22 protein-coding genes are annotated in these 24,908 nt (G+C 72.2%); 13 read left to right on the top strand and 9 right to left on the bottom strand.

The window, feature by feature from the left end:
* Positions 1–24 precede the first annotated feature (24 nt).
* Positions 25–624 (top strand): hypothetical protein, encoded by a 600-nt coding sequence (locus IH45_RS0129355; RefSeq protein ID WP_050515267.1) that lies wholly within the window; start codon positions 25–27, stop codon positions 622–624.
* Between the two features lie 73 nt (positions 625–697).
* Here IH45_RS0129355 and IH45_RS0129350 read toward each other — a convergent pair whose 3' ends face one another.
* The 5 genes from IH45_RS0129350 to IH45_RS0129330 all read right to left on the bottom strand — a co-directional run bounded on the left by IH45_RS0129350 (position 698) and on the right by IH45_RS0129330 (position 5,421).
* Complete coding sequence (locus tag IH45_RS0129350; RefSeq protein ID WP_030675082.1) at positions 698–1,825, bottom strand: GuaB3 family IMP dehydrogenase-related protein; 1,128 nt, start codon at positions 1,823–1,825, stop codon at positions 698–700.
* 72 nt (positions 1,826–1,897) lie between these two features.
* Complete coding sequence (locus IH45_RS0129345; RefSeq protein WP_234440721.1) at positions 1,898–2,158, bottom strand: hypothetical protein; 261 nt, start codon at positions 2,156–2,158, stop codon at positions 1,898–1,900.
* Positions 2,159–2,205: 47 nt separating this feature from the next.
* Positions 2,206–3,708, bottom strand: a complete 1,503-nt coding sequence (guaB, locus tag IH45_RS0129340) for an IMP dehydrogenase (RefSeq protein WP_030675077.1) — start codon at positions 3,706–3,708, stop codon at positions 2,206–2,208.
* A 244-nt stretch (positions 3,709–3,952) separates the two neighbouring features.
* Positions 3,953–4,528 carry a sigma-70 family RNA polymerase sigma factor gene (locus IH45_RS0129335; RefSeq protein ID WP_003984493.1) on the bottom strand — a complete coding sequence of 192 codons (576 nt, stop codon included), beginning with the start codon at positions 4,526–4,528 and terminating at the stop codon, positions 3,953–3,955.
* A 281-nt stretch (positions 4,529–4,809) separates the two neighbouring features.
* Positions 4,810–5,421, bottom strand: coding sequence for a response regulator transcription factor (locus tag IH45_RS0129330; protein WP_003948568.1), 612 nt, complete (start codon positions 5,419–5,421; stop codon positions 4,810–4,812).
* A gap of 379 nt (positions 5,422–5,800) precedes the next feature.
* Here IH45_RS0129330 and IH45_RS0129325 point away from each other — a divergent pair, with 379 nt between their 5' ends.
* Positions 5,801–6,133: a WhiB family transcriptional regulator gene (locus tag IH45_RS0129325; protein WP_030675075.1), complete on the top strand. Its 333-nt coding sequence runs from the start codon at positions 5,801–5,803 to the stop codon at positions 6,131–6,133.
* 153 nt (positions 6,134–6,286) lie between these two features.
* Here IH45_RS0129325 and IH45_RS0129320 read toward each other — a convergent pair whose 3' ends face one another.
* Positions 6,287–7,198: a LysR family transcriptional regulator gene (locus IH45_RS0129320; protein WP_030675074.1), complete on the bottom strand. Its 912-nt coding sequence runs from the start codon at positions 7,196–7,198 to the stop codon at positions 6,287–6,289.
* A gap of 80 nt (positions 7,199–7,278) precedes the next feature.
* On the opposite strand from IH45_RS0129320, the gene IH45_RS0129315 reads away from it, so the two are divergent.
* Together IH45_RS0129315 and IH45_RS0129310 are read left to right on the top strand one after the other, a co-directional pair.
* Entirely contained in the window at positions 7,279–7,944 is a 666-nt protein-coding gene (locus IH45_RS0129315; protein WP_030675071.1) for an MOSC domain-containing protein, read from the top strand.
* An 83-nt stretch (positions 7,945–8,027) separates the two neighbouring features.
* Complete coding sequence (locus tag IH45_RS0129310; protein WP_030675069.1) at positions 8,028–8,801, top strand: SDR family NAD(P)-dependent oxidoreductase; 774 nt, start codon at positions 8,028–8,030, stop codon at positions 8,799–8,801.
* Positions 8,802–8,876: 75 nt separating this feature from the next.
* Here IH45_RS0129310 and IH45_RS0129305 read toward each other — a convergent pair whose 3' ends face one another.
* Positions 8,877–10,817 (bottom strand): DUF2264 domain-containing protein, encoded by a 1,941-nt coding sequence (locus tag IH45_RS0129305; protein ID WP_234440720.1) that lies wholly within the window; start codon positions 10,815–10,817, stop codon positions 8,877–8,879.
* Positions 10,818–11,060: 243 nt separating this feature from the next.
* Here IH45_RS0129305 and IH45_RS0129300 point away from each other — a divergent pair, with 243 nt between their 5' ends.
* From IH45_RS0129300 to IH45_RS0129280, 5 genes are all read left to right on the top strand, one after another.
* Entirely contained in the window at positions 11,061–12,353 is a 1,293-nt protein-coding gene (locus tag IH45_RS0129300; RefSeq protein ID WP_078897834.1) for a LacI family DNA-binding transcriptional regulator, read from the top strand.
* Between the two features lie 149 nt (positions 12,354–12,502).
* Positions 12,503–13,828: an ABC transporter substrate-binding protein gene (locus IH45_RS0129295; protein ID WP_030675061.1), complete on the top strand. Its 1,326-nt coding sequence runs from the start codon at positions 12,503–12,505 to the stop codon at positions 13,826–13,828.
* Positions 13,825–14,820: a carbohydrate ABC transporter permease gene (locus IH45_RS0129290; RefSeq protein WP_078897833.1), complete on the top strand. Its 996-nt coding sequence runs from the start codon at positions 13,825–13,827 to the stop codon at positions 14,818–14,820. Before IH45_RS0129295 ends, IH45_RS0129290 begins: the two co-directional genes overlap by 4 nt.
* Positions 14,820–15,755: a carbohydrate ABC transporter permease gene (locus IH45_RS0129285; protein ID WP_030675054.1), complete on the top strand. Its 936-nt coding sequence runs from the start codon at positions 14,820–14,822 to the stop codon at positions 15,753–15,755. Before IH45_RS0129290 ends, IH45_RS0129285 begins: the two co-directional genes overlap by 1 nt.
* 29 nt (positions 15,756–15,784) lie before the next feature.
* Complete coding sequence (locus IH45_RS0129280; RefSeq protein WP_030675051.1) at positions 15,785–16,834, top strand: hydroxyacid dehydrogenase; 1,050 nt, start codon at positions 15,785–15,787, stop codon at positions 16,832–16,834.
* A gap of 172 nt (positions 16,835–17,006) precedes the next feature.
* Here the strand turns inward: IH45_RS0129280 and groL are convergent, their stop codons facing one another.
* Both groL and groES read right to left on the bottom strand, forming a co-directional pair.
* On the bottom strand, positions 17,007–18,629 hold the full coding sequence (groL, locus tag IH45_RS0129275; protein WP_030675048.1) for a chaperonin GroEL: 1,623 nt from the start codon (positions 18,627–18,629) through the stop codon (positions 17,007–17,009).
* 103 nt (positions 18,630–18,732) lie between these two features.
* Complete coding sequence (gene groES / locus IH45_RS0129270) at positions 18,733–19,041, bottom strand: co-chaperone GroES (protein ID WP_010986397.1); 309 nt, start codon at positions 19,039–19,041, stop codon at positions 18,733–18,735.
* Between the two features lie 839 nt (positions 19,042–19,880).
* Between groES and IH45_RS0129260 the strand changes: the two genes are divergently transcribed.
* The 4 genes from IH45_RS0129260 to IH45_RS0129245 all read left to right on the top strand — a co-directional run.
* Positions 19,881–20,561 carry a response regulator transcription factor gene (locus IH45_RS0129260; RefSeq protein ID WP_030675044.1) on the top strand — a complete coding sequence of 227 codons (681 nt, stop codon included), beginning with the start codon at positions 19,881–19,883 and terminating at the stop codon, positions 20,559–20,561.
* Between the two features lie 73 nt (positions 20,562–20,634).
* A complete protein-coding gene (locus IH45_RS0129255; protein WP_030675042.1) occupies positions 20,635–22,059 on the top strand; it encodes a sensor histidine kinase in 1,425 nt (474 codons plus the stop codon).
* A 136-nt stretch (positions 22,060–22,195) separates the two neighbouring features.
* On the top strand, positions 22,196–23,416 hold the full coding sequence (locus tag IH45_RS0129250; RefSeq protein ID WP_032918653.1) for an LCP family protein: 1,221 nt from the start codon (positions 22,196–22,198) through the stop codon (positions 23,414–23,416).
* A gap of 50 nt (positions 23,417–23,466) precedes the next feature.
* On the top strand, positions 23,467–24,908 hold a 1,442-nt coding region (locus IH45_RS0129245; RefSeq protein ID WP_030675036.1), incomplete at its 3' end, for an FtsW/RodA/SpoVE family cell cycle protein.

The following is a 24,908-nucleotide window of genomic DNA, read 5'->3' as shown; positions in this document are numbered from 1 at the left end:
AATTTGTGACCGCGCATCACCCGTATGCGCGTCCATCACACCGACCGGTCCCCGGTGCCGCACGGGCACCGCGACGGTCTCTCCCGGGGGAAGAACATGAGCCAGCCCTGGCCGTCCGCGCCTCAGCAGCCGCAGCAGCCCCACCAGCCGCCGCAGGCTCCGTACGGCGCTCCCGCACCGGGCGGCTTCCCGGCACCGATGGCCCCGCCGCCCGCGCGCCGCGGCAGCGCCGGACTGGCCGTGCTGCTCGGCGTCGTCACCACACTGGTCGCGGCCGGTGTGTACGGCGCGGTGCTCAAGGCCGTGGACGGCGCCTCGATCGGTTACGCGGCGCTCGCCGTCGGCGCGCTGATCGGCGCCGTACTGGGCAAGGTGGGCGGCCGCAGCGCGGCGCTGCCGGTGGTCGGCGCGGTGCTCGGCCTGGCCGGCCTCTACCTCGGCCAGGTCTTCGGCATCGCCCTGATCACGGCCGATGTCCTGCACATCGGGCTGCCGGAGGTCGCCACCGGCCACCTCGACCTGGTCCACGCCGCGTGGAAGGACTACCTCGGCCCGATCGACGCGGTCTTCTACCTGCTGGCCGGGGCCGGCGGCTTCCAGGTCACCAAGAAGCTGGGCGGCTGACACCCGCACGACGGGAAGGGCCCGGACCGCACGGAGTGTGCGGTCCGGGCCCTTCCCGTCCACGAGCTGTGGCTCAGCGCTTGTCGTGCTGCGACGGCGCCACCGTCACCTCGACCCGCTGGAACTCCTTCAGCTCGGAGTACCCCGTGGTCGCCATCGCCCGGCGCAGCGCACCGAAGAAGTTCATCGAACCGTCCGGCGTGTTCGAGGGACCGCACAGGATCTCCTCGGTGGTGCCGACCGCGCCCAGGTCCATGCGCTTGCCGCGCGGCACGTCCGGGTGGACGGCCTCCATGCCCCAGTGGTGGCCGCGGCCCGGCGCGTCCGTGGCGCGCGCCAGCGGCGAGCCCATCATGACCGCGTCCGCGCCGCAGGCGATGGCCTTGGGCAGGTCGCCCGACCAGCCCACGCCGCCGTCCGCGATCACGTGGACGTAGCGGCCGCCGGACTCGTCCATGTAGTCCCGGCGGGCGGCGGCCACGTCGGCCACCGCGGTCGCCATCGGCACCTGGATGCCGAGCACGTTACGGGTGGTGTGCGCGGCGCCGCCGCCGAAGCCCACCAGCACACCCGCCGCGCCGGTGCGCATCAGGTGCAGGGCCGCGGTGTACGTGGCGCAGCCGCCGACGATCACCGGGACGTCCAGCTCGTAGATGAACTGCTTCAGGTTCAGCGGCTCGGCGGCCGAGGAGACGTGCTCCGCGGAGACGGTGGTGCCGCGGATCACGAAGATGTCCACGCCCGCGTCCACGACGGCCTTGGAGAACTCGGCCGTCCGCTGCGGCGAGAGCGCGGCGGCGGTGACCACACCGGAGTCGCGCACCTCCTTGATGCGCTGCCCGATCAGCTCTTCCTTGATCGGCGCGGCGTAGATCTCCTGAAGTCGCTTGGTGGCGGCCTCGCCGTCCAGCTCCGCGATCTCCGCGAGCAGCGGCTCCGGGTCCTCGTAGCGTGTCCAGAGCCCTTCCAGGTTCAGCACGCCCAGGCCGCCCAGCTCGCCGATGCGGATCGCGGTCTGCGGCGAGACGACCGAGTCCATCGGGGCCGCCAGGAACGGCAGCTCGAAGCGGTAGGCATCGATCTGCCAGGCGATCGAGACCTCCTTCGGGTCGCGGGTGCGCCGACTCGGTACGACGGCGATGTCGTCGAAGGCGTAAGCCCGGCGGCCGCGCTTGCCGCGCCCGATCTCGATCTCAGTCACGTGTTGGCCCTTCCATACGATTACGTCCCCAGTATCCCCGACCGGGGACGCCGGGGACGTATCAGGGCTTGATCACTCCTCGTTTTCGAGGAGCACCCGCGAGGTGTCCACGACACGGACCATGAGGACGATCAGCAGGCCCTCGCTGATGACGTACTCGATCGCGATGTTCTCGGTGAGCGCCAGCGACCGGGTGTTCCCGTCCTTCGAGAGCGGTAGCGAGACCTCCGGCCGCGGGTCGTCCGCCAGCTTCCTGAGGCCCCGCTCCAGCAGAGCTCCGCGGTCTTCGGGAAGGCCGTCACGGACGTGGGCCGCACGTTCGCTGTAACTCACCGAGTACAACATCCGCCCCCCTCGAACCGGTGCCCGGATCTACCGGCTCACCGCCGCGCGTAGTTCGGCGCCTCGGTCACCATCTGGACGTCGTGCGGGTGGCTCTCCTTCAGGCCCGCGGCCGTGATGCGGACGAAGCGGCCCTTGTCCTTCAGCTCCTCGATGTTCGCGGAGCCGACGTAGCCCATGGAGGCGCGCAGGCCGCCGACGAGCTGGTGGGCCACCGAGCCGAGCGGGCCGCGGTAGGGGACCTGGCCCTCGATGCCCTCGGGGACGAGCTTGTCCTCGGACAGGACGTTGTCCTGGAAGTAGCGGTCCTTGGAGAAGGAGCGCGCCTGGCCGCGGGACTGCATCGCGCCGAGCGAGCCCATGCCGCGGTACGACTTGAACTGCTTGCCGTTGATGAAGACCATCTCGCCCGGCGACTCCTCGCAGCCGGCCAGCAGCGAGCCCAGCATGACGGTGTCCGCGCCGGCCGCGATGGCCTTGGCGATGTCACCGGAGAACTGCAGGCCGCCGTCGCCGATCAGCGGGACGCCCGCCGCGTTCGCCGCCTGCGCGGCCTCGTAGATCGCGGTGACCTGCGGTACGCCCACACCGGCGACGACACGGGTGGTGCAGATCGAGCCGGGGCCGACGCCGACCTTGATGCCGTCCGCGCCGGCGTCGATCAGCGCCTGGGCGCCGTCGCGGGTGGCGACGTTGCCGCCGACCACGTCGACCTGGATGTTGGACTTCACCTTGGCGATCATGTCGAGGATGCCGCGGCTGTGGCCGTGCGCGCTGTCCACGACCAGGAAGTCGGCGCCGGCCTCGACGAGCGCCTGGGCCCGGTCGTACGCCTCGGCGCCGACGCCCACCGCGGCACCGACGACCAGGCGGCCCTCGGAGTCCTTGGCCGCGTTCGGGTACTTCTCGGCCTTCACGAAGTCCTTGACCGTGATCAGGCCCTTGAGCACGCCCGCCGCGTCGACCAGCGGCAGCTTCTCGATCTTGTGGCGGCGCAGCAGCTCGATGGCGTCCTCGCCGGAGATGCCGACCTTGCCGGTGACCAGCGGCATCGGGGTCATGACCTCGCGCACCTGGCGGCTGCGGTCCAGCTCGAAGGCCATGTCGCGGTTGGTGACGATGCCCAGCAGCTTGCCCGCCTCGTCGGTGACCGGCACGCCGCTGATGCGGAACTTCGCGCACAGCGCGTCCGCCTCGACCAGGGTGGCGTCCGGGCGGACCGTGATCGGGTCGGTGACCATGCCGGACTCGGAGCGCTTGACCAGGTCGACCTGGTTGGCCTGGTCCTCGATGGACAGGTTGCGGTGCAGCACGCCCGCGCCGCCCTGCCGCGCCATGGCGATCGCCATCCGCGCCTCGGTGACCTTGTCCATGGCGGCGGACAGCAGCGGGATGTTCACCCGGACGTTGCGCGAGACCCGGGACGAGGTGTCGACCGCGTTCGGCAGCACCTCGGAGGCGCCGGGCAGCAGCAGCACGTCGTCATATGTCAGACCGAGCATCGCGAATTTGGCGGGCATTCCGTCGACGTTGTCAGTCATGACACCTTCCCAAATGGTCTTGCCTCAGCGCGGACACCCATGCTAACGGCCACCACAGGCGTCCCATTCCACCACCGGTGAGGAGCACATCACTTGTGTGTTCCTATGAATGGGCGGCGGCGCGGACGTGCGTTCCTACGGCTGCATGTTGCTTCGACTGTACGTTCCCCCGGGCCGCCCGCCCGCCCGGACTCCGGCATCCGCCGAACACCGGCCCGCGCAACGGCGGACCGCGCCCGTACGCCTACTGCTCGGCCAGCGCCCGCAGCCGGCTCAGCGCCCGGTGCTGCGCGACCCGCACCGCGCCCGGCGACATCCCCAGCATCTGCCCGGTCTCCTCGGCCGTCAGCCCGACCGCGACCCGCAGCAGCACCAGCTCGCGCTGGTTCTCCGGGAGGTTGGCCAGCAGCTTCTTGGCCCACTCGGCGTCGCTGCTGAGCAGCGCCCGCTCCTCGGGGCCGAGCGAGTCGTCCGGCTGTTCGGGCATCTCGTTGGACGGCACGGCCGTACTGCCCGGGCCGCGCATCGCGGCCCGCTGGAGGTCGGCGACCTTGTGGGCGGCGATGGCGAAGACGAACGCCTCGAAGGGCTTCCCGGTGTCCCGGTAGCGCGGCAGCGCGCAGAGCACCGCGACGCAGACCTCCTGCGCCAGGTCCTCCACGAAGTGGCGCGCGTCACCCGGCAGCCGGGACAGCCGGGTACGGCAGTAGCGCAGCGCGAGCGGATGCACGTGGGCCAGCAGGTCGTGGGTGGCCCGGCGATCCCCTTCCACGGCGCGTGCGACGAGATCGCCGATCTCCTGAATCCCGTCATCGCGCATCGGTCCATGGTGCCTTGGCGCGGCGCGATCCGCGGCATCAGGTCCGTACTTGTGCACCGAAGCGTTATGAGCGGCAGGTGCGCCGGCTGTCATCTCCCGCGCCCTCCCCTCGCACCGGATCGGCCCGTCCCCGAGGAACTCCATACCTCAAGGATGCGGCACCGCGCGCGGAACCGAGATGCCGCTCGGTGACCGGCGCCCGCGAGGCCGCCCGCCGCCCCGCCCGCCACAGGGCGGGCGGGGACCCTCATTCCCCCGCATCGCTGCACGTCACGGCCGTCCTAGCGGACCAGGCCCCAGCGGAATCCGAGCGCGACCGCGTGGGCCCGGTCGGAGGCGCCGAGCTTCTTGAACAGCCGCCGGGCATGGGTCTTGACGGTGTCCTCGGAGAGGAACAGCTCACGTCCGATCTCCGCGTTGGAGCGGCCGTGGCTCATGCCCTCCAGAACCTGGATCTCGCGCGCGGTCAGCGTCGGCGCCGCCCCCATCTCGGCGGACCGCAGCCGGCGCGGGGCGAGCCGCCAGGTGGGATCGGCCAGCGCCTGGGTGACCGTCGCGCGCAGCTCGGCGCGCGAGGCGTCCTTGTGCAGATAGCCGCGGGCACCGGCGGCGACCGCCAGCGCGACCCCGTCCAGATCCTCGGCGACCGTGAGCATGATGATGCGGGCGCCCGGATCGGCGGAGAGCAGGCGGCGCACCGTCTCGACACCCCCCAGTCCGGGCATCCGCACATCCATCAAGATCAGATCGGAGCGGTCGGCGCCCCAGCGGCGGAGGACTTCCTCGCCGTTGGCCGCCGTCGTCACACGCTCTACACCGGGCACGGTCGCGACCGCGCGGCGGAGCGCCTCTCGGGCAAGCGGGGAGTCGTCACAGACGAGGACGGATGTCATGACCGCCCTCCGCAGCTGATGCGCGTCACCTTGAGCCTCCAGGCTGGTACGTATCGTCACCTCAGCGATCGACGGCGTCGGACACCTGCCCGAGGACTACCTCCATCAACCGCTTCCGCCCTCTCAACGATGGTCACTCGAAAGAGTTACGGGTTGGCCGGCCGACTTCGACACTCTACGTGAGGGCCCGGACACGCAGAAGACCGAAGGCCGATTACCGACCCACTTCCCGCCGCTATGCCCTATTTGGTGGCTTTTCTTCCATTTTCACAGTGTCTGTGGCTAGATTCGCAATGAGTCATATTTACATCTACTTAGACAGTAGATGTACGGTCGTGAGCACCGAGCCCGAACCGGTACCGCTTCGAGGGGACTAGCAATGGCCGATTTCTCCCGCCTCCCGGGCCCGAACGCAGACCTGTGGGACTGGCAGCTGCTCGCCGCGTGCCGTGGCGTGGACAGTTCGCTCTTCTTCCACCCCGAGGGCGAGCGCGGCGCCGCCCGCAGCGCGCGCGAGACCTCGGCGAAAGAGGTGTGCATGCGCTGCCCGGTACGCGCCCAGTGCGCGGCCCACGCGCTCGCGGTCCGCGAGCCGTACGGGGTCTGGGGCGGGCTGACCGAGGACGAGCGCGAAGAGCTGATGGGCCGGGCGCGGCACCGGCTGGTCCCGGCGACGGCCGCGGTCGGGCACCGTGGCGCCGACAGCGCCTGAAGAAACGTTTCCTCGGATATTTCACCCGGACGGCGCAGCGGGGGCGCGGCGATCCGGAGCAGGTGGCAGCAGGGCGCGGCCCGGCCCCCGGCCCCGCCGCTTCTCGCAGCCTCCCCGGCGGCTCCCGCCAGCCCCCGCGGGTCCCTGCCCGACTCAGCGGCGCACAGCCCCCGCGAGCCGCCCGAGCATCGCCTCGACCGCCGGGACCTGCGCCAGGTCCGGCAGGGTGAGCGCCACGACCTCGCGCTGTACGCACGGCTCCATCGTGACCGTACGCACCCCCTTGGCCCGTACCGACTCCAGCGCCAGCTCCGGCAGCACCGCGACCCCCAGGCCCGCGCCGACCAGGCCGATCACCGCCGGGTAGTCGTCCGTCGCGAAGTCGATGCGCGGGGTGAACCCGGCGCCCTCGCAGACCTCGACCAGGTGCCGCCGGCAGCGCGGGCAGCCCGCGATCCACGGTTCGCCGGCCAGGTCGGTGAAGCGCGCCGTACCGGCCCCGGCGAGGGGATGGGCCTCCGGGACCAGGCCCACCAGCCGGTCGACCAGGACGGGACGCACGATCAGGTCGTCCCACTCCGCGTCGGCGGCGGGGTCCGCGCCGCGCACGTCCGGGTAACGGAAGGCGAGCGCGATCTCGCAGTCGCCGTTGCGCAGCATCTCGATGGAGCGCGGCGGCTCGGCCTCGACCAGGGAGACGCGGGTGCCGGGGTGGGCGGCGCGCATGGCGGCCAGCGCGGTGGGCACCAGCGTCGAACTGCCGGAGGGGAAGGAGACCAGCCGTACCCGCCCGGCCCGCAGGCCCGCGATGGCCGCGACCTCCTCCTCGGCGGCGGTCAGCCCGGCCAGGATGCCGGTGGCGTGCCGTACCAGCGCCTCGCCCGCCTGCGTCAGGCGCATCTCGCGGCCCGTACGGATCAGCAGCGGCGTGCCCGCGGACTGCTCCAGCGCCTTCATCTGCTGGCTGACGGCGGGCTGGGTGCAGCCCAGCTCCCGCGCCGCGGCGGAGAAGGAGCCGGTCCGGGCGACGGCGCGCAGCACGCGCAGATGACGGGCCTCGATCATGCTTTGAGCATAAGCGAGCCTTGGGGCGGACGGGAAATAATGACTCGCGACTTTGGCCCGGTGGGCCCTAGCGTGTCGCCATGGAGCTTCTGTCTGTGAACACGGGGCGGTCGCGGAACATCGATTTCCGCGGCGCCGAAGACCGTACGGGCATCTTCAAGGAGCCCGCCGAGGGCCCGGTCTCGGTGTCCGCGCCCGGCCCGAAGGGCGTCGGCGGCAGCGGTCTGGCCGGTGACGATGTGGTCAACCGCAAGCACCACGGCGGCGACGACCAGGCGGTGTACGCCTACGCGCGCGAGGATCTGGACGCCTGGGAGCGGGAGCTGGGCCGCGAGCTGCCCGCCGGGATGTTCGGGGAGAACCTCACCACCCGGGGGCTGGACATCACCCACGCCCGGATCGGCGAACGCTGGCGTATCGGCCCGCGCCTGCTGCTGGAGGTGACCTCCGCGCGCATCCCCTGCATGACCTTCCAGGGAAAGCTGGGCGAGCCGGGCTGGGTCAAGCGCTTCACACAGGCCGGCGTGCCCGGCGCGTATCTGCGGGTCGTCGAGCCGGGCGAGATCCGCGGCGGGGACCCGATCACCATCGAGCACCGCCCGGACCACGACGTGACGATCGCGCTCGCCTTCCGCGCCATGACCACCGAACGCCGGCTGCTGCCGCGGCTCCTGGAGGCGGGTGCGGCGGTCCATCCGGAGCTGCGCGAGTGGGCGCTCAAGTACATCCGTGACCAAGAGGCTTGAACCGGGTGAACGGGGCGCCGTGGGCCCGGCCGGTGCGTACGGCCGGGGCGAGTGACACGCCCGTCTGCGGATAGCGTGCCCGTATGACGACTGCACTGATTACGGGAGCGACGGCGGGCATCGGCGCCGCGTTCGCCCGCCGCCTGGCGGGCGACGGCCACAACCTGGTGCTGGTGGCGCGCAACGAGAAGCGGCTGCGCGAGCAGGCCACCGAACTGCACGACCGGCACGGTGTCGAGGTGTCCGTCCTGGTCGCCGACCTGGCGACGGACGACGGTATCGCCGCGGTCGAGAAGCGGCTCGGCGACCGCACCCACCCGGTGGACCTGCTGATCAACAACGCGGGCTTCGGCAACAAGGGTGAATTCCTGGAGGTGCCGATGGCCGACGAGCTGAAGATGCTCAAGGTGCACTGCGAGGCGGTGCTGCGGCTGACCTCGGAGGCGGTCAAGGGGATGCGCGAGCGGCGCCGCGGCGGGGTCGTCAACGTGGCCTCGGTGGCGGCCTTCGTGCCGCGCGGCACGTACGGGGCGAGCAAGGCGTGGGTCGTGCAGTTCACCCAGGGCGCGGCGCGCGACCTGGCGGGCAACAACGTGCGGCTGATGGCGCTGTGCCCCGGCTTCGTACGGACCGAGTTCCACGAGCGGGCCGGGATGGGCACGGACAGCATCCCCGACTGGATGTGGCTGGACGCCGACAAGCTGGTGGACGCGGCGATGAAGGATCTGGCGCGCGGTAAGTCACTGTCCGTTCCGGACCCGCGCTACAAGGCGCTGATGGGCGTGGCGAAGCTGGCGCCGCGCAACCTCCTCGGCGGGATCACGTCGAAGACGGGGCGCAAGTACGGCCCGCAGTGAGGCGGGCGGCGGTGAGATGGTGCGGTACGGGCCGCGGGCGGGGTGCCCGCGGCCCGTTCGCTGCCTGATGGCCCGTCAGCCGTCGAGCTCGTCCAGTGACAGCGTGCTGACGGAGCCGTCCTCCCAGGTCACGTGGAGGGTGTGGCGGTCGGTCAGGCGCACCTCGGCCAGTTTGTGCACCGGGGCCGGCGCCGCCTCGGCGGTGAGCGAGGCGAGCGAGACGAAGAGGGCGCCGTCGGGGGCGTCGGGCACCGTGCCGTCGAGGCAGGCGGTGCGGGTGTGCTCCCCGAAGGGCGTACTGCCCGTCCGTACGGTCCGCGCGTCCGCGTCGAAGCCGTGTACGGGGTGGAGCTGGGCGGTCGGCCCGTCGTCCGTGACGGCCCAGCCGGTCTGGCGTACGGGGGTGCCGGGCGCGGCGCCGGTGACCAGGTGGGCGCGCACCTCGGCGCGGCCGTGCGCCAAGGTCGCGGACAGGACCCGTACGCCGGGGATGTCGGACCCGTCCGCGCGGCACGGGATGTGCGCGGAAGCCGCCCAGCCGGGGCCGCCGCCGAGCGCCCGTACGGTGCCGCGGCCGGTGGGCGCGTCGTCCACGAGCAGGGCGAAGTGGTTGTCCGGGGTCGGGTTGAGGGTGGTGTCCGAGCCGGGGTTCGCGGCGGTGTCCATGACGGCCGGGGCGTCCTCGGCCGCCGACGGGCCCGTACGCGTCGAGTAGGCGAACCGCGCGTAATTGGGGTCGGCCGGGCCGAAGACCGAGGCGCTGCCGTGGTTGTGCAGCCTGACCAGCCCGTCCGCCACGGTGGACTGCACGAGCAGGCCCGGCGCGCGCAGCGTGGTGACGGCGTCCGCGGTCTCGGCGGGCAGGGGCTCCTCGGTCTCCGTCCAGACCGGGTGGCCGTCCGGCAGCAGCAGGCCGGCCAGGCCCTTGGACGCCCAGTACGGGGAGGCGGGCCCCGAGTAGCCCTGGAGCATGGGCGCGTACGGGCCGTACCAGCCGAGCGGCAGCAGCCCCTCGTCCGACACGGCGCCCCGGTCGAGGAAGTGGCGCAGGGTGCCGGAGGTGAGCCGGCGGGTGGCGCCGGGGCTGAGCGGGGTGTGGCCGGTGAGCGCGCCGAGCCAGGGGGCGGCGAGGGTGGCGAAGCGGTAGGTGAGCGAGCGGCCGAACGGCATCGGGGCGCCGTTGGCGTCGAACATGCGGCGGTAGCCGTCGAGGTGGGCGTGCAGCCGCTCGCCGTACGTGTCGAGCAGGGCGCGGTCGCCGGAGAGATGGGCGTGCAGGATGGGATAGAAGTGCAGCGCCCAGCCGTTGTAGTGGTCGAAGGACTGGTTGGGGCCGTCGCTGTACCACCCCTCGCCGCGGTACCACTTCTCGACGCGCTCCAGTGCCCGGTCCACGGACGCCTGCGCGCGCTCCGTCTCGACGCCCGCGTCCAGCAGGAAGCCGCCGACGGTCAGGCCGAAGAACCACCAGTTGTTGTCGATGGGCGGCGGGTCGAGGGCGGGCAGCAGCCAGTCGACGGTGCGGGAGCGCACGTCCTCGTCCAGGGTGTCCCACAGCCAGGGCCGGGTCAGGCGCAGGCCCAGGGCGACGGAGGCGGATTCGACGATGGCCTGGCGGGTGCCGGGGATCAGCGGCCAGGCGTCGGGGTGCGTGTCGAGGCCCGGCTCGTCGACCGGGTGCTCGGTGCCCGCGGCGAGCCCTTCGGCGTACCGGGCCAGCAGGCCGTGCGGGTCCTCGCCGCGGCTGCCCGCCACCCGGAAGGCCGCCGCCAGGAACGTACGGGCGTAGCCTTCGAGGCCGTCGGAGCGCGGGCCGGACCAACTCGGGCGGACGCCGGGGAGGTTGATGAGCCCGTTGCGGGGCGAGGCGTAGGGGGCCACGGCCCGCAGGAGGGTGTCCGCCGTGGTTTCCCAGTGTGCGCGGGTCCAGCCCGTGTACGGGCTGCGCTCGCGGTCCTCGGGCGGCAGGGACACGGCCTTCGGGCCGGTGGGGTGCGGTAAGGACGGCACGGTCATGAGCGGTTTCCTTGCGGTCGGCGACCCTGGAAATCCTCCGGCTCGCAACGATCGAAGGTCAAGAGGGCCTGATCGAATGACCGGTTCCTGCGCCGTTCGATCACGTTGGTCTAGGGTGCGTGCTCATCCGTTCCGGATGGGCCGTTCCGGGTGGGCGACGGGATACGCGTCCGGGGGCGGGGACGACGGGTCCGGTGCCGGCCGGCCGGCACCGGACCACCACACCGCGAGGGGGCTGCCGCCGTGCGCGAGCGTGCTGTGCAACGTCATGACCGTCTGCTGGCCCTGGTACGGCAACGCGGCTCGGCCCGCGTCACCGACCTGGCCGGCCAGCTCGGCGTCTCGCCCGTCACCGTACGGCGCGATGTCGAGGCGCTGGCCGGGAAGGGGCTGCTGGAGCGGGCGCACGGTGCGGTGTCCTGGCCCCGGCCGGGCGCCGGCGGGCGCGCGCCCGTCGGCGAGGGGCGCGTCCTGGGCCTGCTGGCGCCCTCGGCCACGTACTACTTCGCCGACGTGATCCGCGGTGCGCACGAGGCCGCGGCGCGGGCCGGGACGCGGCTGATGCTGCGGATCTCGGACTACCGCCCCGAGGAGGACCCGGCGCGCGCCGAGGGGCTGATGGCGGCCGGTGCGGAGGGGCTGCTCGTCGCGCCGGGCTGGCGGGGGCCCGGGGACCCGGCCGAGTACGGCGGCTGGGTGGCCGAACTGCCCGTACCCGTCGTTCTGTTGGAGCGGAACGTGCCGCCGGGCGGTCCGCTGGCCGGGCTGGACCGGGTGTGCTCGGACCACGGTCACGGCGTGCTGCTGGCGCTGCGTCACCTGATGGGGCAGGGGCACGGGGCGCCGCTGCTGGTGGCGCGTGCGGACAGTCCGACGGCGCTCGCGGTGCGCGAGGGGTACGCGGCGGCGCTGCGCGCCCTCGGCGTGCCGGGGCCGCGGCCGGTGATCGACTCCGTACCGGCCGAGACGGACCCGGAGGGATTCGAGCGGGCCGTACAGGAACTGCACGTGGCGGTGGCCTGGGGGGAGGCGACGGCGGCGCTGGTGCACAACGACGTGGACGCGATCCAGATGGTGCAGCGGCTGGCCGAGCTGGGCGTACGGGTGCCGGACGACCTGGCGCTGGTCGCGTACGACGACGAGGTGGCGGCACTGGCGGACACGCCCCTGACGGCGGTGGCGCCGCCGAAGCGCGAGGTGGGGCGGCAGGCGGTGCGGCTGCTGGTGGAGCGGTTGCGGGAGCGGGCGTACGAGGGTGAGGGCGGGGCCGCTCATGGGGCCGAGGGCGGGGGCGGCCACAGGGCCGAAGGCGGAAGCGGGGCCGCCGTCGGGGAGCCCGCACCGCGGCGGCATCTCGCCCTGCTTCCCACCCTGCGGATACGGGCCTCGTGCGGCGCGGGGCGGGGTGCCGCTGCCGCGGGCGGTGGTGGTTCGGCGGGCGTTGGCGGCTCCGCTTCCGCGGGTGGTGCCGCTGTCGCGGGCGGTGGCGGCTCCGCGGGTGGTGGCGGTTCCACCGCCGACGGCGGCTCCGGCTGACCCCCGTACGCCGCACCCGCCTCCCCCATCCTGTTCTTTTTTCGCTCAATCAATCTTTCGCTCTTGACTTCGCTCAGGGCCGGCCCAAGGATCGCGGATCGCGGCCACCCCCTTCGCGCCGCGCCCCTTCACCGCTCAGGAGCCGCGCCATGAGCACCAGTTGGAGCAGGAGACGCACCACTTACGCGCTAGCCGGCGGCCTCACCGCCCTGACCCTGCTGACGGCCTGCGGCGGCGGTGGCGCCGCAGGGAGCGAAGGCCCCGTGACCCTTACGTACTGGGGCTGGACCAAGGGCACCAAGCAGGCCGTGGATGCGTTCAACGCCGCGCACCGGGACACGAAGGTGCGGTTCGAGGAGATCCCCTCGGGCACCGCGGGCGGCTACGCCAAGATCTCGAACGCGGTCAGGGCGGGCAACGCGCCCGACCTGGTCAGTATCGAATACCCGACGCTCCCGGAGTTCGTCAGCCAGGGCGCCGTCAAGGACATCACCCCGTACGTGACGCCCGAGCTGAAGAAGAAGCTGCTGCCGCAGGCCGTCCAGCTCACCACCCTCGGCGGGCGGAACTGGGCCGTACCCTTCGACGCCGCGCCGCAGGTCTACTACTACCGCAAGGACTTCTTCACCCGGCACAAGATCGAAGTGCCGCGTACGTGGGACGACTTCCGCACCGCCGCGGCCGCGGCCAGGAAGGCCGACCCGAAGGCCCGTATCGGGACGTTCTTCCCCGACGACCCGACCACCTTCGAGGCGATGGCCTGGCAGGCGGGCGCCCGCTGGTTCGCCACCCAGGGCGACTCCTGGAAGCTCGACACCACCGACCCGGCGACCCGGAAGGTCACCGCCTACTGGCAGGGCCTCCTCAAGGACGGCCTCGTCCACACCCATGTCTCCTTCAGCCCCGCGTGGACCAACTCGCTCCGCAGCGGCGGCACCGTCGGCTACCTCGGCGCCTCCTGGGGCGCGGGCGTGCTGAAGGGCACGCTGCCGGACCAGAGCGGCGCGTGGGCGGCGGCGCCCGTGCCGACCTGGAACGGCAGGCCCGCCAGCGGCATGCTCGGCGGCTCCACGACTGCCGTGACCAAGGGCAGCCGCCACGCCGGGGCCGCGGTGCGGTTCGCGGCCTGGATGTCCACCGCCCCCGAGGCCGTCCGGGCCCGGGTCGCCTCCGGCGAGTCCAGCGCCTACCCGGCCGCCACGGCCCTGCGCCCGGTCGCCAGACAGGCCTTCGACACCCGCTACTACGGCGGCCAGGACGTCTACGCGCTCTTCGACGCGGCCGCCGCCTCGGTCAACGGCGACTGGGGCTGGGGCCCGGCCACCAGCACCACCAACACCACGCTCAAGGACGAGTTCGGCAAGGCGGCGGGCACCGGGGGCGGCGCGGGCTCGCTGGCCGACGCCGTACGCGCCGGCAGCGACGCGACGGTGCGCGAGCTGCGGAGGCGCGGCCTGAAGGTCATGGGCCGGTGAACGCCAAAGCGCGCGCCGCGGTCGTCCTGCTCGTCCCCTTCTTCGCCCTGTTCGTCGTGGTCATGGTCGTCCCGATCGGGTACGCGGTCTGGCTCAGCCTCTTCACCGAGCAGCAGTCCGGCCTCGGCTTCGGCGGTACGCACACGGTCTTCAGCGGACTCGGCAACTACACGGCGGCGCTCGGCGACCACGCCTTCCGCGACGGCTTCCTCGTCCTGCTCGGCTACTGCGCCCTCTACATCCCCCTCCTGCTGGCGGGCGCGCTGACGCTCGCCCTGCTGCTGGACTCCGCGCTCGCCCGTGCCCGCCGCTTCTTCCAGCTCGCCCTCTTCCTGCCGCACGCCGTGCCGGGCATCATCGCCGCCCTGATCTGGGTCTACCTCTACACGCCCAGACTCAGCCCGGTCGTGGCCGCGATGGAGTCCGGCGGCCTCGGCTTCGACTTCCTGTCCCCTTCCGGCGCGCTGCCCTCCGTCGTGAACATCGCGCTGTGGGAGTGGCTCGGCTACAACATGGTCATCTTCTACGCCGCCCTCCAGGCCGTCGACCGCTCGGTGATCGAGGCGGCGACCGTGGACGGCGCGGGCGCCTGGCGCGTCGCGACCGCCGTCAAGCTCCCCCTGATCCGCTCCTCGCTCGCCATGGTGGCCCTCTTCACCGTCATCGGCTCGCTCCAGCTCTTCACCGAGCCACTGATCCTCAACCAGGGCTCCGGCTCCGCCGTCACCTCCTCCTGGACGCCGAACATGTACGCCTACACCGCCGCCTTCGGCCGCAACGACTACGGCCTCGCGGCCGCCTCGTCCGTCCTGCTCGCCCTCGCCGCCGCGCTGCTGTCCTTCTTCGTCACCCGCCTCTCCGGCCGATCCGCGCGGTCCGGCCGATCCGGCCGGTCCGGCCGCCACCCGTCCCGCGCGTCCGGCCCCCCGGCTGCCGGGCGCCCCGTACGCGGTCCCCGTCCCCCGCTCGCCCACCCGGAGGGCAGGCCCTGATGGCGCTCTCGCCCCGTACCGCGGTCACCGGCCCGGCGGCCCCCACGTCTGTGCGCCCGTCCCGCACCCCGGCCGTACACACCCCCGCCCGCCGCTCCCGCAACCGCTGGCTCTCCCCCACCGCCGTCAACGCGGCCCTCGCCCTGGCTGTCCTCTACACGCTCTTCCCCCTCGTCTGGCTGGTCACCGCCGCCACCAAGGACGCGGGCGGACTGCTGGCCGGTGACGCCCTGTCCTTCGAGGGCTTCGACCTGGCCGGCAACCTCTCCCGCCTCGCCACGGAGGGCGACGGCATCTACTTCCGGTGGTACGGCAACAGCCTTCTGTACGCGGGCGCCGGAGCCGCGCTGTGCACGCTGATCTGCGTGGCCGCCGGCTACGCCTTCGACAAGTACCGGTTCCCCGGCAAGGAGCAGCTGTTCGGCGCCGTCCTGCTCGGCGTGCTCGTGCCCACCACGGCGCTGGCCCTCCCCCTCTACCTGCTGGCCAGCAGGACCGGCGTGGTCAACACCTACTGGTCGGTGCTGGTGCCGGCACTCGTCAACCCGTTCGGCGTCTATCTGGCGCGGGTCTTCAGCTCCGCCTATATCCCCGACGAGGCCCTCGAAGCGGCCCGTATCGACGGCGCGGGCGAGTTGCGCGTCTTCTGGTCCATCGGCCTGCGTATGGTCGCGCCGGGCCTGGTGACCGTCTTCCTCTTCCAGTTCACCGCGATCTGGAACAACTTCTTCCTCCCCCTGGTGATGCTCTCCGACCAGCGGCTCTTCCCCGTGAGCCTCGGCCTGTACGCCTGGAACGGCAACGCCCACGGCGAGCCGTCCTTCTACCCCCTCGTCGTCACCGGCTCCCTCCTCGCCGTCCTCCCCCTGATCATCGCCTTCGTGACCCTCCAGCGGCACTGGAAGGCCGGACTCACCGCCGGAAGCGTCCAGTGACGCCCCCGGACCAGGAGCACGCTTCCACCATGCACCACACCACTGACAATCGCCCTGACCAGCACGTTTCCCGTCCCGCCCTGCTGCTCGCGATGGAACCGGGCCTCGCCGGGCGGCTGCTCACGGACCATCACCACGCCCGTCTGACGGCCCTCACCCACACCGACCCCGGCCTGGTCGCCCATGACCTGGCCACGCCGCCCCCGGCCGTGGCCGCCGCGCTGGCCGACGCCGAGGTCCTCCTGACCTCGTGGGGCGCCACCCGGCTGACCGCCGCCGTCCTGGACCGGGCCCCGCGCCTGCGCGCCGTCGTCCACGCCGGCGGCTCGGTCAAACCGTATGTGGGAAGCGCCTGTTGGGAACGGAACATCACCGTCGCCTCGGCAGCGGAGGCCAATGCCCGCCCCGTCGCCGAATACACCCTCGCCGCGATCCTCTTCGCCAACAAGCGCGTCCTGCACACCGCGCACCGCTACCGTGCGCTGCGCGCACCCCACAACTGGCACCCCGACCTGGACGGCGCCGGAAACCACCACCGCACGGTGGGCGTCATCGGCGCCTCCCGCATCGGCCGCCGCGTCATCGAACTCCTGCGCCCCTTCGACCTGGCGGTCCTCCTCCACGACCCGTACGTGGACGAGGCCGAGGCCGCGCGCCTCGGCGTCACCCTCGCCCCCCTCGACGACCTGTGCGCCGCCTCCGACGTGGTCACCGTGCACGCGCCCGAACTGCCCGCCACCCACCACCTGCTCGGCGTACGCCAGTTGGGGCTCATGCCCGACGGTGCCACCCTGATCAACACCGCCCGCGGCGCCTTGGTGGACGAGGCGGCGCTGCTGCCCGAACTCGTCACCGGCCGCCTCAACGCCGTCCTGGACGTGACCGACCCGCCGGTCCCGGCCGCCGCCTCGCCCCTGTACGACCTCCCCAACGTCCTGCTCACCCCGCACATCGCCGGCTCCCTCGGCGGTGAACTGCACCGCATGGCGGACCAGGCGCTGGACGAGATCGAGCGATACACGAAGGGGTTGCCGTTCGCCGATCCCGTGCGTCCGGAGGGACTCGACCGGTCGGCCTGAAGCGGGGCCGTCCGGGCTGGAACGGGAACGCAACGCCCCGGCCGGACACGGGAACGCATTGCCCCGGCCGGATACAGGAACGCATGGCCCCGGCCGTCAACGGGACGAGGCCCGGCCCCCTCGAAAGGGGACCGGGCCTCGTAAGGCTGAGCTGCGCTCAGGCAGAGGTGCCTCAGTGGGCGTGGCCGTGGCCGTGACCGGCCTCGGGCTCCTCCTCGGCCGGCTTCTCGACGACCAGGGTCTCGGTCGTGAGCAGCAGGGAGGCGATCGACGCGGCGTTCTCCAGCGCCGAGCGGGTGACCTTGACCGGGTCGATGACGCCGGCCTTCACCAGGTCGCCGTACTCGCCGGTGGCCGCGTTGAAGCCCTGGTTCTTCTCCAGCTCCGCCACCTTCGAGGTGATGACGTAGCCCTCCAGGCCCGCGTTCTCGGCGATCCAGCGCAGCGGCTCGACGGCGGCGCGGCGGACGACGGCGACACCGGTGGCCTCGTCGCCCTCCTTGCCGAGGTTGCCCTCCAGCACCTTGACGGCGTGGACCAGAGCGGAGCCACCACCGGAGACGATGCCCTCCTCGACCGCGGCGCGGGTCGCGGAGATGGCGTCCTCCAGACGGTGCTTCTTCTCCTTGAGCTCGACCTCGGTGGCCGCACCCACGCGGATCACGCAGACGCCGCCGGCCAGCTTCGCCAGACGCTCCTGGAGCTTCTCGCGGTCCCAGTCCGAGTCCGTGGTCTCGATCTCGGCCTTGATCTGGTTGACGCGGCCCTCGACGTCGGCGGAGTCGCCGCCGCCGTCCACGATGGTCGTGTCGTCCTTGGTGACGGTCACGCGGCGGGCGGTGCCCAGCACGTCCAGGCCCGCCTGGTCGAGCTTGAGGCCGACCTCCTCGGCGATGACGGTCGCGCCGGTCAGGGCGGCCATGTCGCCGAGCATCGCCTTACGGCGGTCGCCGAAGCCGGGGGCCTTGACGGCCACCGCGTTGAAGGTGCCGCGGATCTTGTTCACGACCAGCGTCGACAGGGCCTCGCCCTCGACGTCCTCGGCGATGATCAGCAGCGGCTTCGAGGAGCCGGCCTGGATGACCTTCTCCAGCAGCGGCAGCAGGTCCTGGATCGAGCCGATCTTGCCCTGGTGGATGAGGATGTACGGGTCCTCCAGGACGGCTTCCATGCGCTCCTGGTCGGTGACCATGTACGGCGACAGGTAGCCCTTGTCGAAGGCCATGCCCTCGGTGAAGTCCAGCTCCAGACCGAAGGTGTTGGACTCCTCGACGGTGATGACACCGTCCTTGCCGACCTTGTCCATCGCCTCGGCGATCAGCTCGCCGACCTGCTTGTCCTGGGCGGACAGGCCGGCCACGGCGGCGATGTCGGACTTCTCGTCGATCGGGCGGGCGGTCGCGAGCAGGTCGTCGGACACGGCCTTGACCGCGGCGTCGATGCCCTTCTTCAGGGCGGCCGGGGAGGCGCCGGCGGCGACGTTGCGCAGACCCTCGCGGACCAGCGCCTGGGCCAGCACGGTGGCGGTGGTGGTGCCGTCACCCGCGATGTCGTTGGTCTTGGTCGCCACCTCCTTCACCAGCTGCGCGCCGAGGTTCTCGTACGGGTCCTCGACCTCGACCTCACGGGCGATGGTCACACCGTCGTTGGTGATGGTGGGGGCGCCGAACTTCTTGTCGATGACGACGTTGCGGCCCTTGGGGCCGATCGTCACCTTCACGGTGTCGGCAAGCTTGTTGACGCCGCGCTCAAGGGCGCGACGGGCGTCCTCGTCGAACTTCAGGATCTTCGCCATGAGTTACGTGTCCTTAGTCGTTCTCTCCAACGAACTGCGCCCCGGGCGACCGGTTGTTTAGACGCGGGAACCAGGGGCGCAGAACAAGGCAATCTTCGGTGAATTACTTCTCGACGATCGCGAGCACGTCGCGCGCCGAGAGAACGAGGTACTCCTCGCCGTTGTACTTCACCTCGGTGCCGCCGTACTTGCTGTAGAGCACGACGTCGCCGACGGTCACGTCGAGCGGAAGGCGGTTGCCGTCCTCGAAGCGGCCCGGGCCCACGGCCAGGACGACGCCCTCCTGGGGCTTCTCCTTGGCAGTGTCCGGAATGACCAGGCCCGAAGCCGTGGTCTGCTCGGCGTCGAGCGGCTGGACCACGATGCGGTCCTCAAGCGGCTTGATGGCAACCTTGGAGCTGGCGGTCGTCACGATCCGACCTCCCCCTTCGGAGATCTCACGGGGTTAACTGTCTGAGGTGGCGACCAGGTGGATCCGTCGTCGCGGGTGCCGGACCTGCCCGTCGCTGTGTTTGGCACTCCCCGGTGGAGAGTGCCAGAGCCGAGACTATGACGCGGTTAGCACTCGGTCAAGCGGAGTGCCAATTTGCCTCGCGGCGCGTCTGGCGGGGGACGGCGGGTGCGTCGACCACTTGGGGTGGGGGGGTGTCTGGACCGCGCTTCGCGCGGATGCGCATTCGCTTGGTCTGTGGGGCGGGGGCGCGCAGGGGGCCAACTCCTCGGCACCGTGCACGGCGTCCAAAGGTTAATAGTGAACCGAGGGCACCCGGCTGCCTGCGGGGATGGCCCCCTACACGCCCCCTCCGGCCGGTTCGGCGAGTGCGGGCCGGTGGGGGAGGTGAAAAGAAGCCTGGTGCGCGCCCACCATGTGGTGACGCTCGCGCATGTGCAGGCGCAGGCCGGGGGCGCCTCCACGTCATGCGTAAGCCGCCGCCCGTGTCGTTTGTGGGACCGCAGCCACGGCGGCGGGATAGCCGCAAACGGAGCGGCTCGGGGACACGTAGGGGTCTCCCCGCAGGCGACCGAGGCCCCGGCCGCGAATGAACACAAGGTCGCGTCCCCGGCAACGAGGAGTGACCCCTGCGGGGCCCCGAGCCCCCACCCACCGGACCGACCGCGCAGCACCCGCACCCCCACAGGGCAGACCGCGCCAGACGCGCACCCCCACCCAGACCAACGGTGCCGGCCTTAAGCGCGCGTAGCGCGCAGCGCGCAGCGCGCAAAACAGGGCACACCCGCCACAATGACCCCATGCACATACTGGTCGTGGAGGACGAAGAAGGCCTGGCCGACTCCCTGCGGCGGGGGCTGTCCGCCGAGGGGCACTGGGTGGACGTGGCCCGGGACGGGCATCGGGGGCTTGAGTTGGCGCTTTCCGCGGCGTATGACGCGATCGTGCTGGACGTGATGCTGCCCGGGCCCAGCGGGTACGAGATCTGTGGGCGGCTGCGGCGCCGCGACGACTGGACGCCCGTGCTGATGCTGACCGCCAAGGACGGCGAGTACGACGTGGCCGAGGGGCTGGACGCGGGCGCCGACGACTACCTCACGAAGCCGTTCTCCTTTGTCGTGCTGCTGGCCCGGCTGCGCGCCCTCACCCGGCGCGGACGAGCCGCCGAGCGCCCCCGTACGCTCCAGTGCGGCGATCTCACCCTCGACGCCGAGGCCCGCCGTTGCCGCCGCGGTGACACCGACATCGAGCTGACCGCCCGCGAACTGGGCGTACTGCGCTGCCTCATGGCGGGCGACGGGCAGGCGGTCGCCAAGCGGGACATCCTGGACGAGGTCTGGGACTCGCCGGCCGACGTGGACCCCAACATCGTCGAGGTGTACGTCTCGTCCCTGCGCAAGAAGGTCGACACCCCGTTCGGCCGCCATTCGATCCGTACCGTGCACGGCACGGGCTACCGGATGGCACCCGGTGAGGACTGAGCCCGGTCCGCAGAGCCAGAAGCAGAGCCAGAACCGGACCACCCGGTTCTGGCATCGGTTCCGACCCGCGTCCATGCGCGGCCGCACCGCCACGGCCGCCGCCCTGGCCATGGCCCTCGTGCTGGCCGTCGGTGGCGGCTGGCTCTACGTGCTGCTGCGCGCCAACCTCCTGGACAACACCACCAGCCGCACGGAGGTGGCCGCCCGCAAGGTCGCCGCGCAGGCCGACACCGGCGCGCTGCCCGAGGTCCCGGCGTCACCCGCCGACGTCCTCGCCTCGCCCGCCGACGGTGTCGATCTGGTGCTGGTGCTGGACGAGGCGGGACGGGTCGTCGCCACCAGCCTGCGGTCCGCCGATCCGCTGGCCGCCGCGCTGCGGGACCTGCGCCCGCCTCCGGGCCAGGACTCCGCCGACCGCGTCCTCACCGGCTCCCCGGCCGCGGCGGCGGGCGGCTCGCGCGCGGACGTGGTCGTGGTGCGCGCCACGCCGCCGGGCCACGGTGGCCGGGTGCGGTACGTGTACGCCGTCACCGTGCTCTCGGACGTGGACGACGCCACCCACGCCATCGGTGTCGCCCTGCTCGCCAGCGCCCCGCCGCTGATCGCGCTCGCCGCCGCCATCGCCTGGGCGGTCACCGGGCTGGCGCTGCGCCCGGTGACCGCGATCCGCAGGGAGCTGGCCGCGGTCAGCGAGAGCGAGCTGGACCGGCGGGTGCCGGACCCGGCGGGCGGTGACGAGATCGCGCTGATGGCCCGTACGGTCAACGCCACCCTGGACCGGCTGGAGCAGGCCGTCACCCGGCAGCGCCAGTTCGTCGCCGACGCATCGCACGAGCTGCGGAACCCGATCGCGGCCGTGCGTTCTCGGCTGGAGGTCGCGCTCGCGGCCGGTCCGGCATCCGAGGGGCCCGACGGCCCCTCCGTACGCGCGGCCCTCCGCGACACCGAGCGGCTCCAGCGGATCGCCGCCGACCTGCTCCTCCTCGCCCGTCTCGACGCGCATGCGACGCGCGCCGCCGAGCCGGTCGACCTGGCCCTGGTGGCGGCCGAGGAAGCCGCGCGACGGCCGGCGGGCGGCGGGCCCCGGCTGGTGGTGGTGGCCGGCGAGCCCGTACCCGTACGGGGTGACCCGGTGCAGCTGGAGCGCCTGCTGGCCAATCTGGTCGACAACGCCCTGCGGTATGCGGCCTCCGAGGTCCGGATCATCGCGCGGGGCGGGGGCCCGGAGCACGCGGCTCACGGCGTACTGGAGGTGGTCGACGACGGTCCCGGCGTCCCGCCGCCCGCCCGCGACCGCGTCTTCGAACGCTTCGCCCGCCTCGACGCGGCGCGCGCCCGCGAGACCGGCGGTACGGGGCTGGGCCTGGCCATCGCCCGGGGCATCGCCCGTGCGCACGGCGGCGACTTGACCGTACGGGACCGGGAGGACGAACGCCCCGGCGCGCGCTTCGTGGCCGTACTCCCCGCATCGCCCGCCCGCGTGCCCGCCTCCTCCTGAAGCCGTCTTCAGAACCTTCAGGCTTCTTTCAGCCCTGTCCGGCCAGCCTGTTCGGATGAAGCACCGTCGCAGGCCCACCGCTCCGGACGCGCCCCGCCCGCAGGGGCGCCGGCACGGGCGCAGACCGCGGCGCCGTGTGCTGCGTGGGCTTGTGCTGTGCTTCTGCCTGGTGCTGCTGTGCACTGCCGGTGCGGGCTGGTATTTCTACCGGGATCTGGCCGGGCAGATCGGCTCGTCGCGGGCGCTCGGCGACGGCGTGCCGAAGTCGTCCGGCGGGGCGACCAACATCCTGCTCATGGGGCTGGACAGCCGTAAGGACCGCGATGGCGACGACCTGCCGAAGGATGTGCTGGCGAAGTTGCACGCGGGCGCGTCGTCGGACATCGGCGGCTACAACACCAACACTCTGATCCTGCTGCATGTGCCCGCCGACGGCGGCCGGGCCACCGCGTTCTCGATTCCGCGCGACGACCTCGTGGACGTCCCAGGCCACGGCAAGGACAAGATCAAGAAGGCGTACGGGCTGGCCAAGGCCGCCGCGGAGGACCGGCTCGCGCGTCAGGGCGTGACCGACCACCACCGGCTGGAGCACGAGGGGCGGGAGGCGGGCCGCCGCGCCGAGATCGAGACGGTACGGGCCTTCCTGGGCGTGCCCATCGACCACTTCGCCGAGGTCAGCCTGGTGGGCTTCCTGCACATCGCGGACGCGCTCGACGGCGTACCGGTGTGTCTGAAGCACCCGGTGAAGGACCGGTATTCGGGTGCCGATTTTCCGGCCGGGCGGCAGACCCTCGACGGGCCGCAGTCGCTGGCGTTCGTACGGCAGCGGCACGGCCTGCCCGCGGGCGACCTGGACCGTACGCGCCGCCAGCAGGCGTTCCTCGCCTCCGCCACGCACAAGCTGAACTCGGCGGGCACCTTCACCGATCCGCTGCGGCTGCTGCGGCTGATGGACGTGGCGAAGGAGGATCTGGTGATCGACGAGGGGTGGGACCTGATGGCGTTCGTCAAGCAGGCGAAGAACCTCTCGGGCGGGAACGTACGGTTCTCCACGCTGCCCGTCGAGGGCTTCGCCAAGCACCGCGGCGAGGACGTGAATGTGGTCGATCCGGTGAAGATCCGGCGGCTGGTCGCCCGGGAGATCGGGCACGCGAGCGGCGGCTCCGGCGCGCCCGGCACCTCGGCGGGGCCCGGTGACAAATCCGACACCGCATCCGTCGCACCTTCCTCACCTGCGGGAACCCTGCAACCGTCGCCCTCGTCTTCTTCATCGGCGGCGGAGTCCGGTTCCGGGGCGGGAGGTTCCGGGCAGACGGCTCCCATGATCGATGGCGGAGGCATCCCGTGCGTGGACTGACGAGCTCGCTCCGGCCCCAGGAGGGCCCGGAGAGCGACGCCGAGCGCACGATGACGTTCGCCGCCCTGGCCCAGGCCCCCAACCGGCGGCGTACGGAGATGTGGCTGCTGGCCTTCGCCGTGCTGATCACGGTGTTCGGCTACACGTACACCGGCCTGTCGATGACCGGGAAGCTGCCCGACGGGCTGCCCGGCTTCGCCGCCGCGATGTTCTTCATGGCGCTCGTCCCGCACCTGGTCGTGCGCCGCTTCGCGCAGCGCGCCGATCCGCTGATCCTGCCGCTCGCCACGCTGCTGTCCGGCATCGGCCTGGTGCTGCTGAACCGCCTCGACACCACGTACGCGGCCAAACCGAGCCTGCACATGGCACCGGCGGCGGGCGGGCAGCTGGTGTGGACGGTGATCGGGGTGGCGGTCTGCACCGGCACGCTGATGCTGCTGCGCGACCACCGCTTCCTGCAGCGCTACATCTATCTGACGATGGCCGTCGCACTGGTGCTGCTGATGGCCCCGGCGTTCTTCACCGCGGACACGTACGGCGCCAAGCGCTGGATATTCGTCGGGCCGCTGTCGCTGCAGCCCGGCGAGTTCGTGAAGATCATGATCGCGGTGTTCTTCGCGGGCTATCTGACCGCGAACCGCGACGCGCTCGCGCTCACCGGGCGCCGCGTGCTGGGCGTCCAGCTGCCGCCCGGCCGCCAGCTCGGGCCGATCTTCACGATATGGATCATCAGCCTGCTGGTGCTGGTCTTCGAGCGCGACCTCGGTACGTCGCTGATCTTCTTCGGGCTCTTCGTGATCACGCTCTACATGGCCACCGAGCGCACCAGCTGGGTGCTGTGCGGGCTGGCCATGGCGGTGGTCGGCGCCGCCGTCGTCGGCACCACCGAGCCGCACGTCAAGGGCCGGGTCATGGCCTGGCTGCACCCCATGGACATCTTCCTGCCCGAGAAGGAGCGGCCGCCGGGCCTGATATCCGACCAGGCCGCACAGGCGCTGTTCAGCTTCGGCAGCGGCGGCATCAGCGGCACGGGCCTGGGCCAGGGCCACCCCGAGCTGATCGGCTTCGCGGGCAACAGCGACTTCATCCTCACCACCGTCGGCGAGGAACTGGGCCTGGCCGGCGTGATGGCCATCCTGGTCCTGTACGTCCTGCTCGCGCAGCGCGGCCTGCGGGTGGGGCTCACCGCCCGCGACCCCTTCGGCAAGCTGCTGGCGGTCGGCCTGGCCAGCGCGCTGCTGCTCCAGGTCTTCGTCGTCTCCGGCGGCGTCACCGGGCTGATACCGCTGACCGGCAAGGCGCTGCCGTTCCTGGCCAAGGGCGGGTCGTCGCTGGTCGCGAACTGGGTGATGGTGGCGCTCCTCATCCGTATCAGCGACAGCGCGCAGCGGCGGCGCGAGCCGGTGGGGCCGCCGGGCGGCGCGCGGCGCGGGCGGCGCGCACGGGCGGCCGACCCGGACGAGACCGAGACGCAGGCCACGCCGCGTGTGGT

Source organism: Streptomyces rimosus subsp. rimosus, from assembly GCF_000720725.1.
Taxonomy (GTDB): Bacteria; Actinomycetota; Actinomycetes; order Streptomycetales; family Streptomycetaceae; genus Streptomyces; species Streptomyces rimosus_A.
The sequence above is the reverse complement of the archived record's forward strand: the minus strand, read 5'-3'. Positions and strand labels throughout refer to the sequence as shown.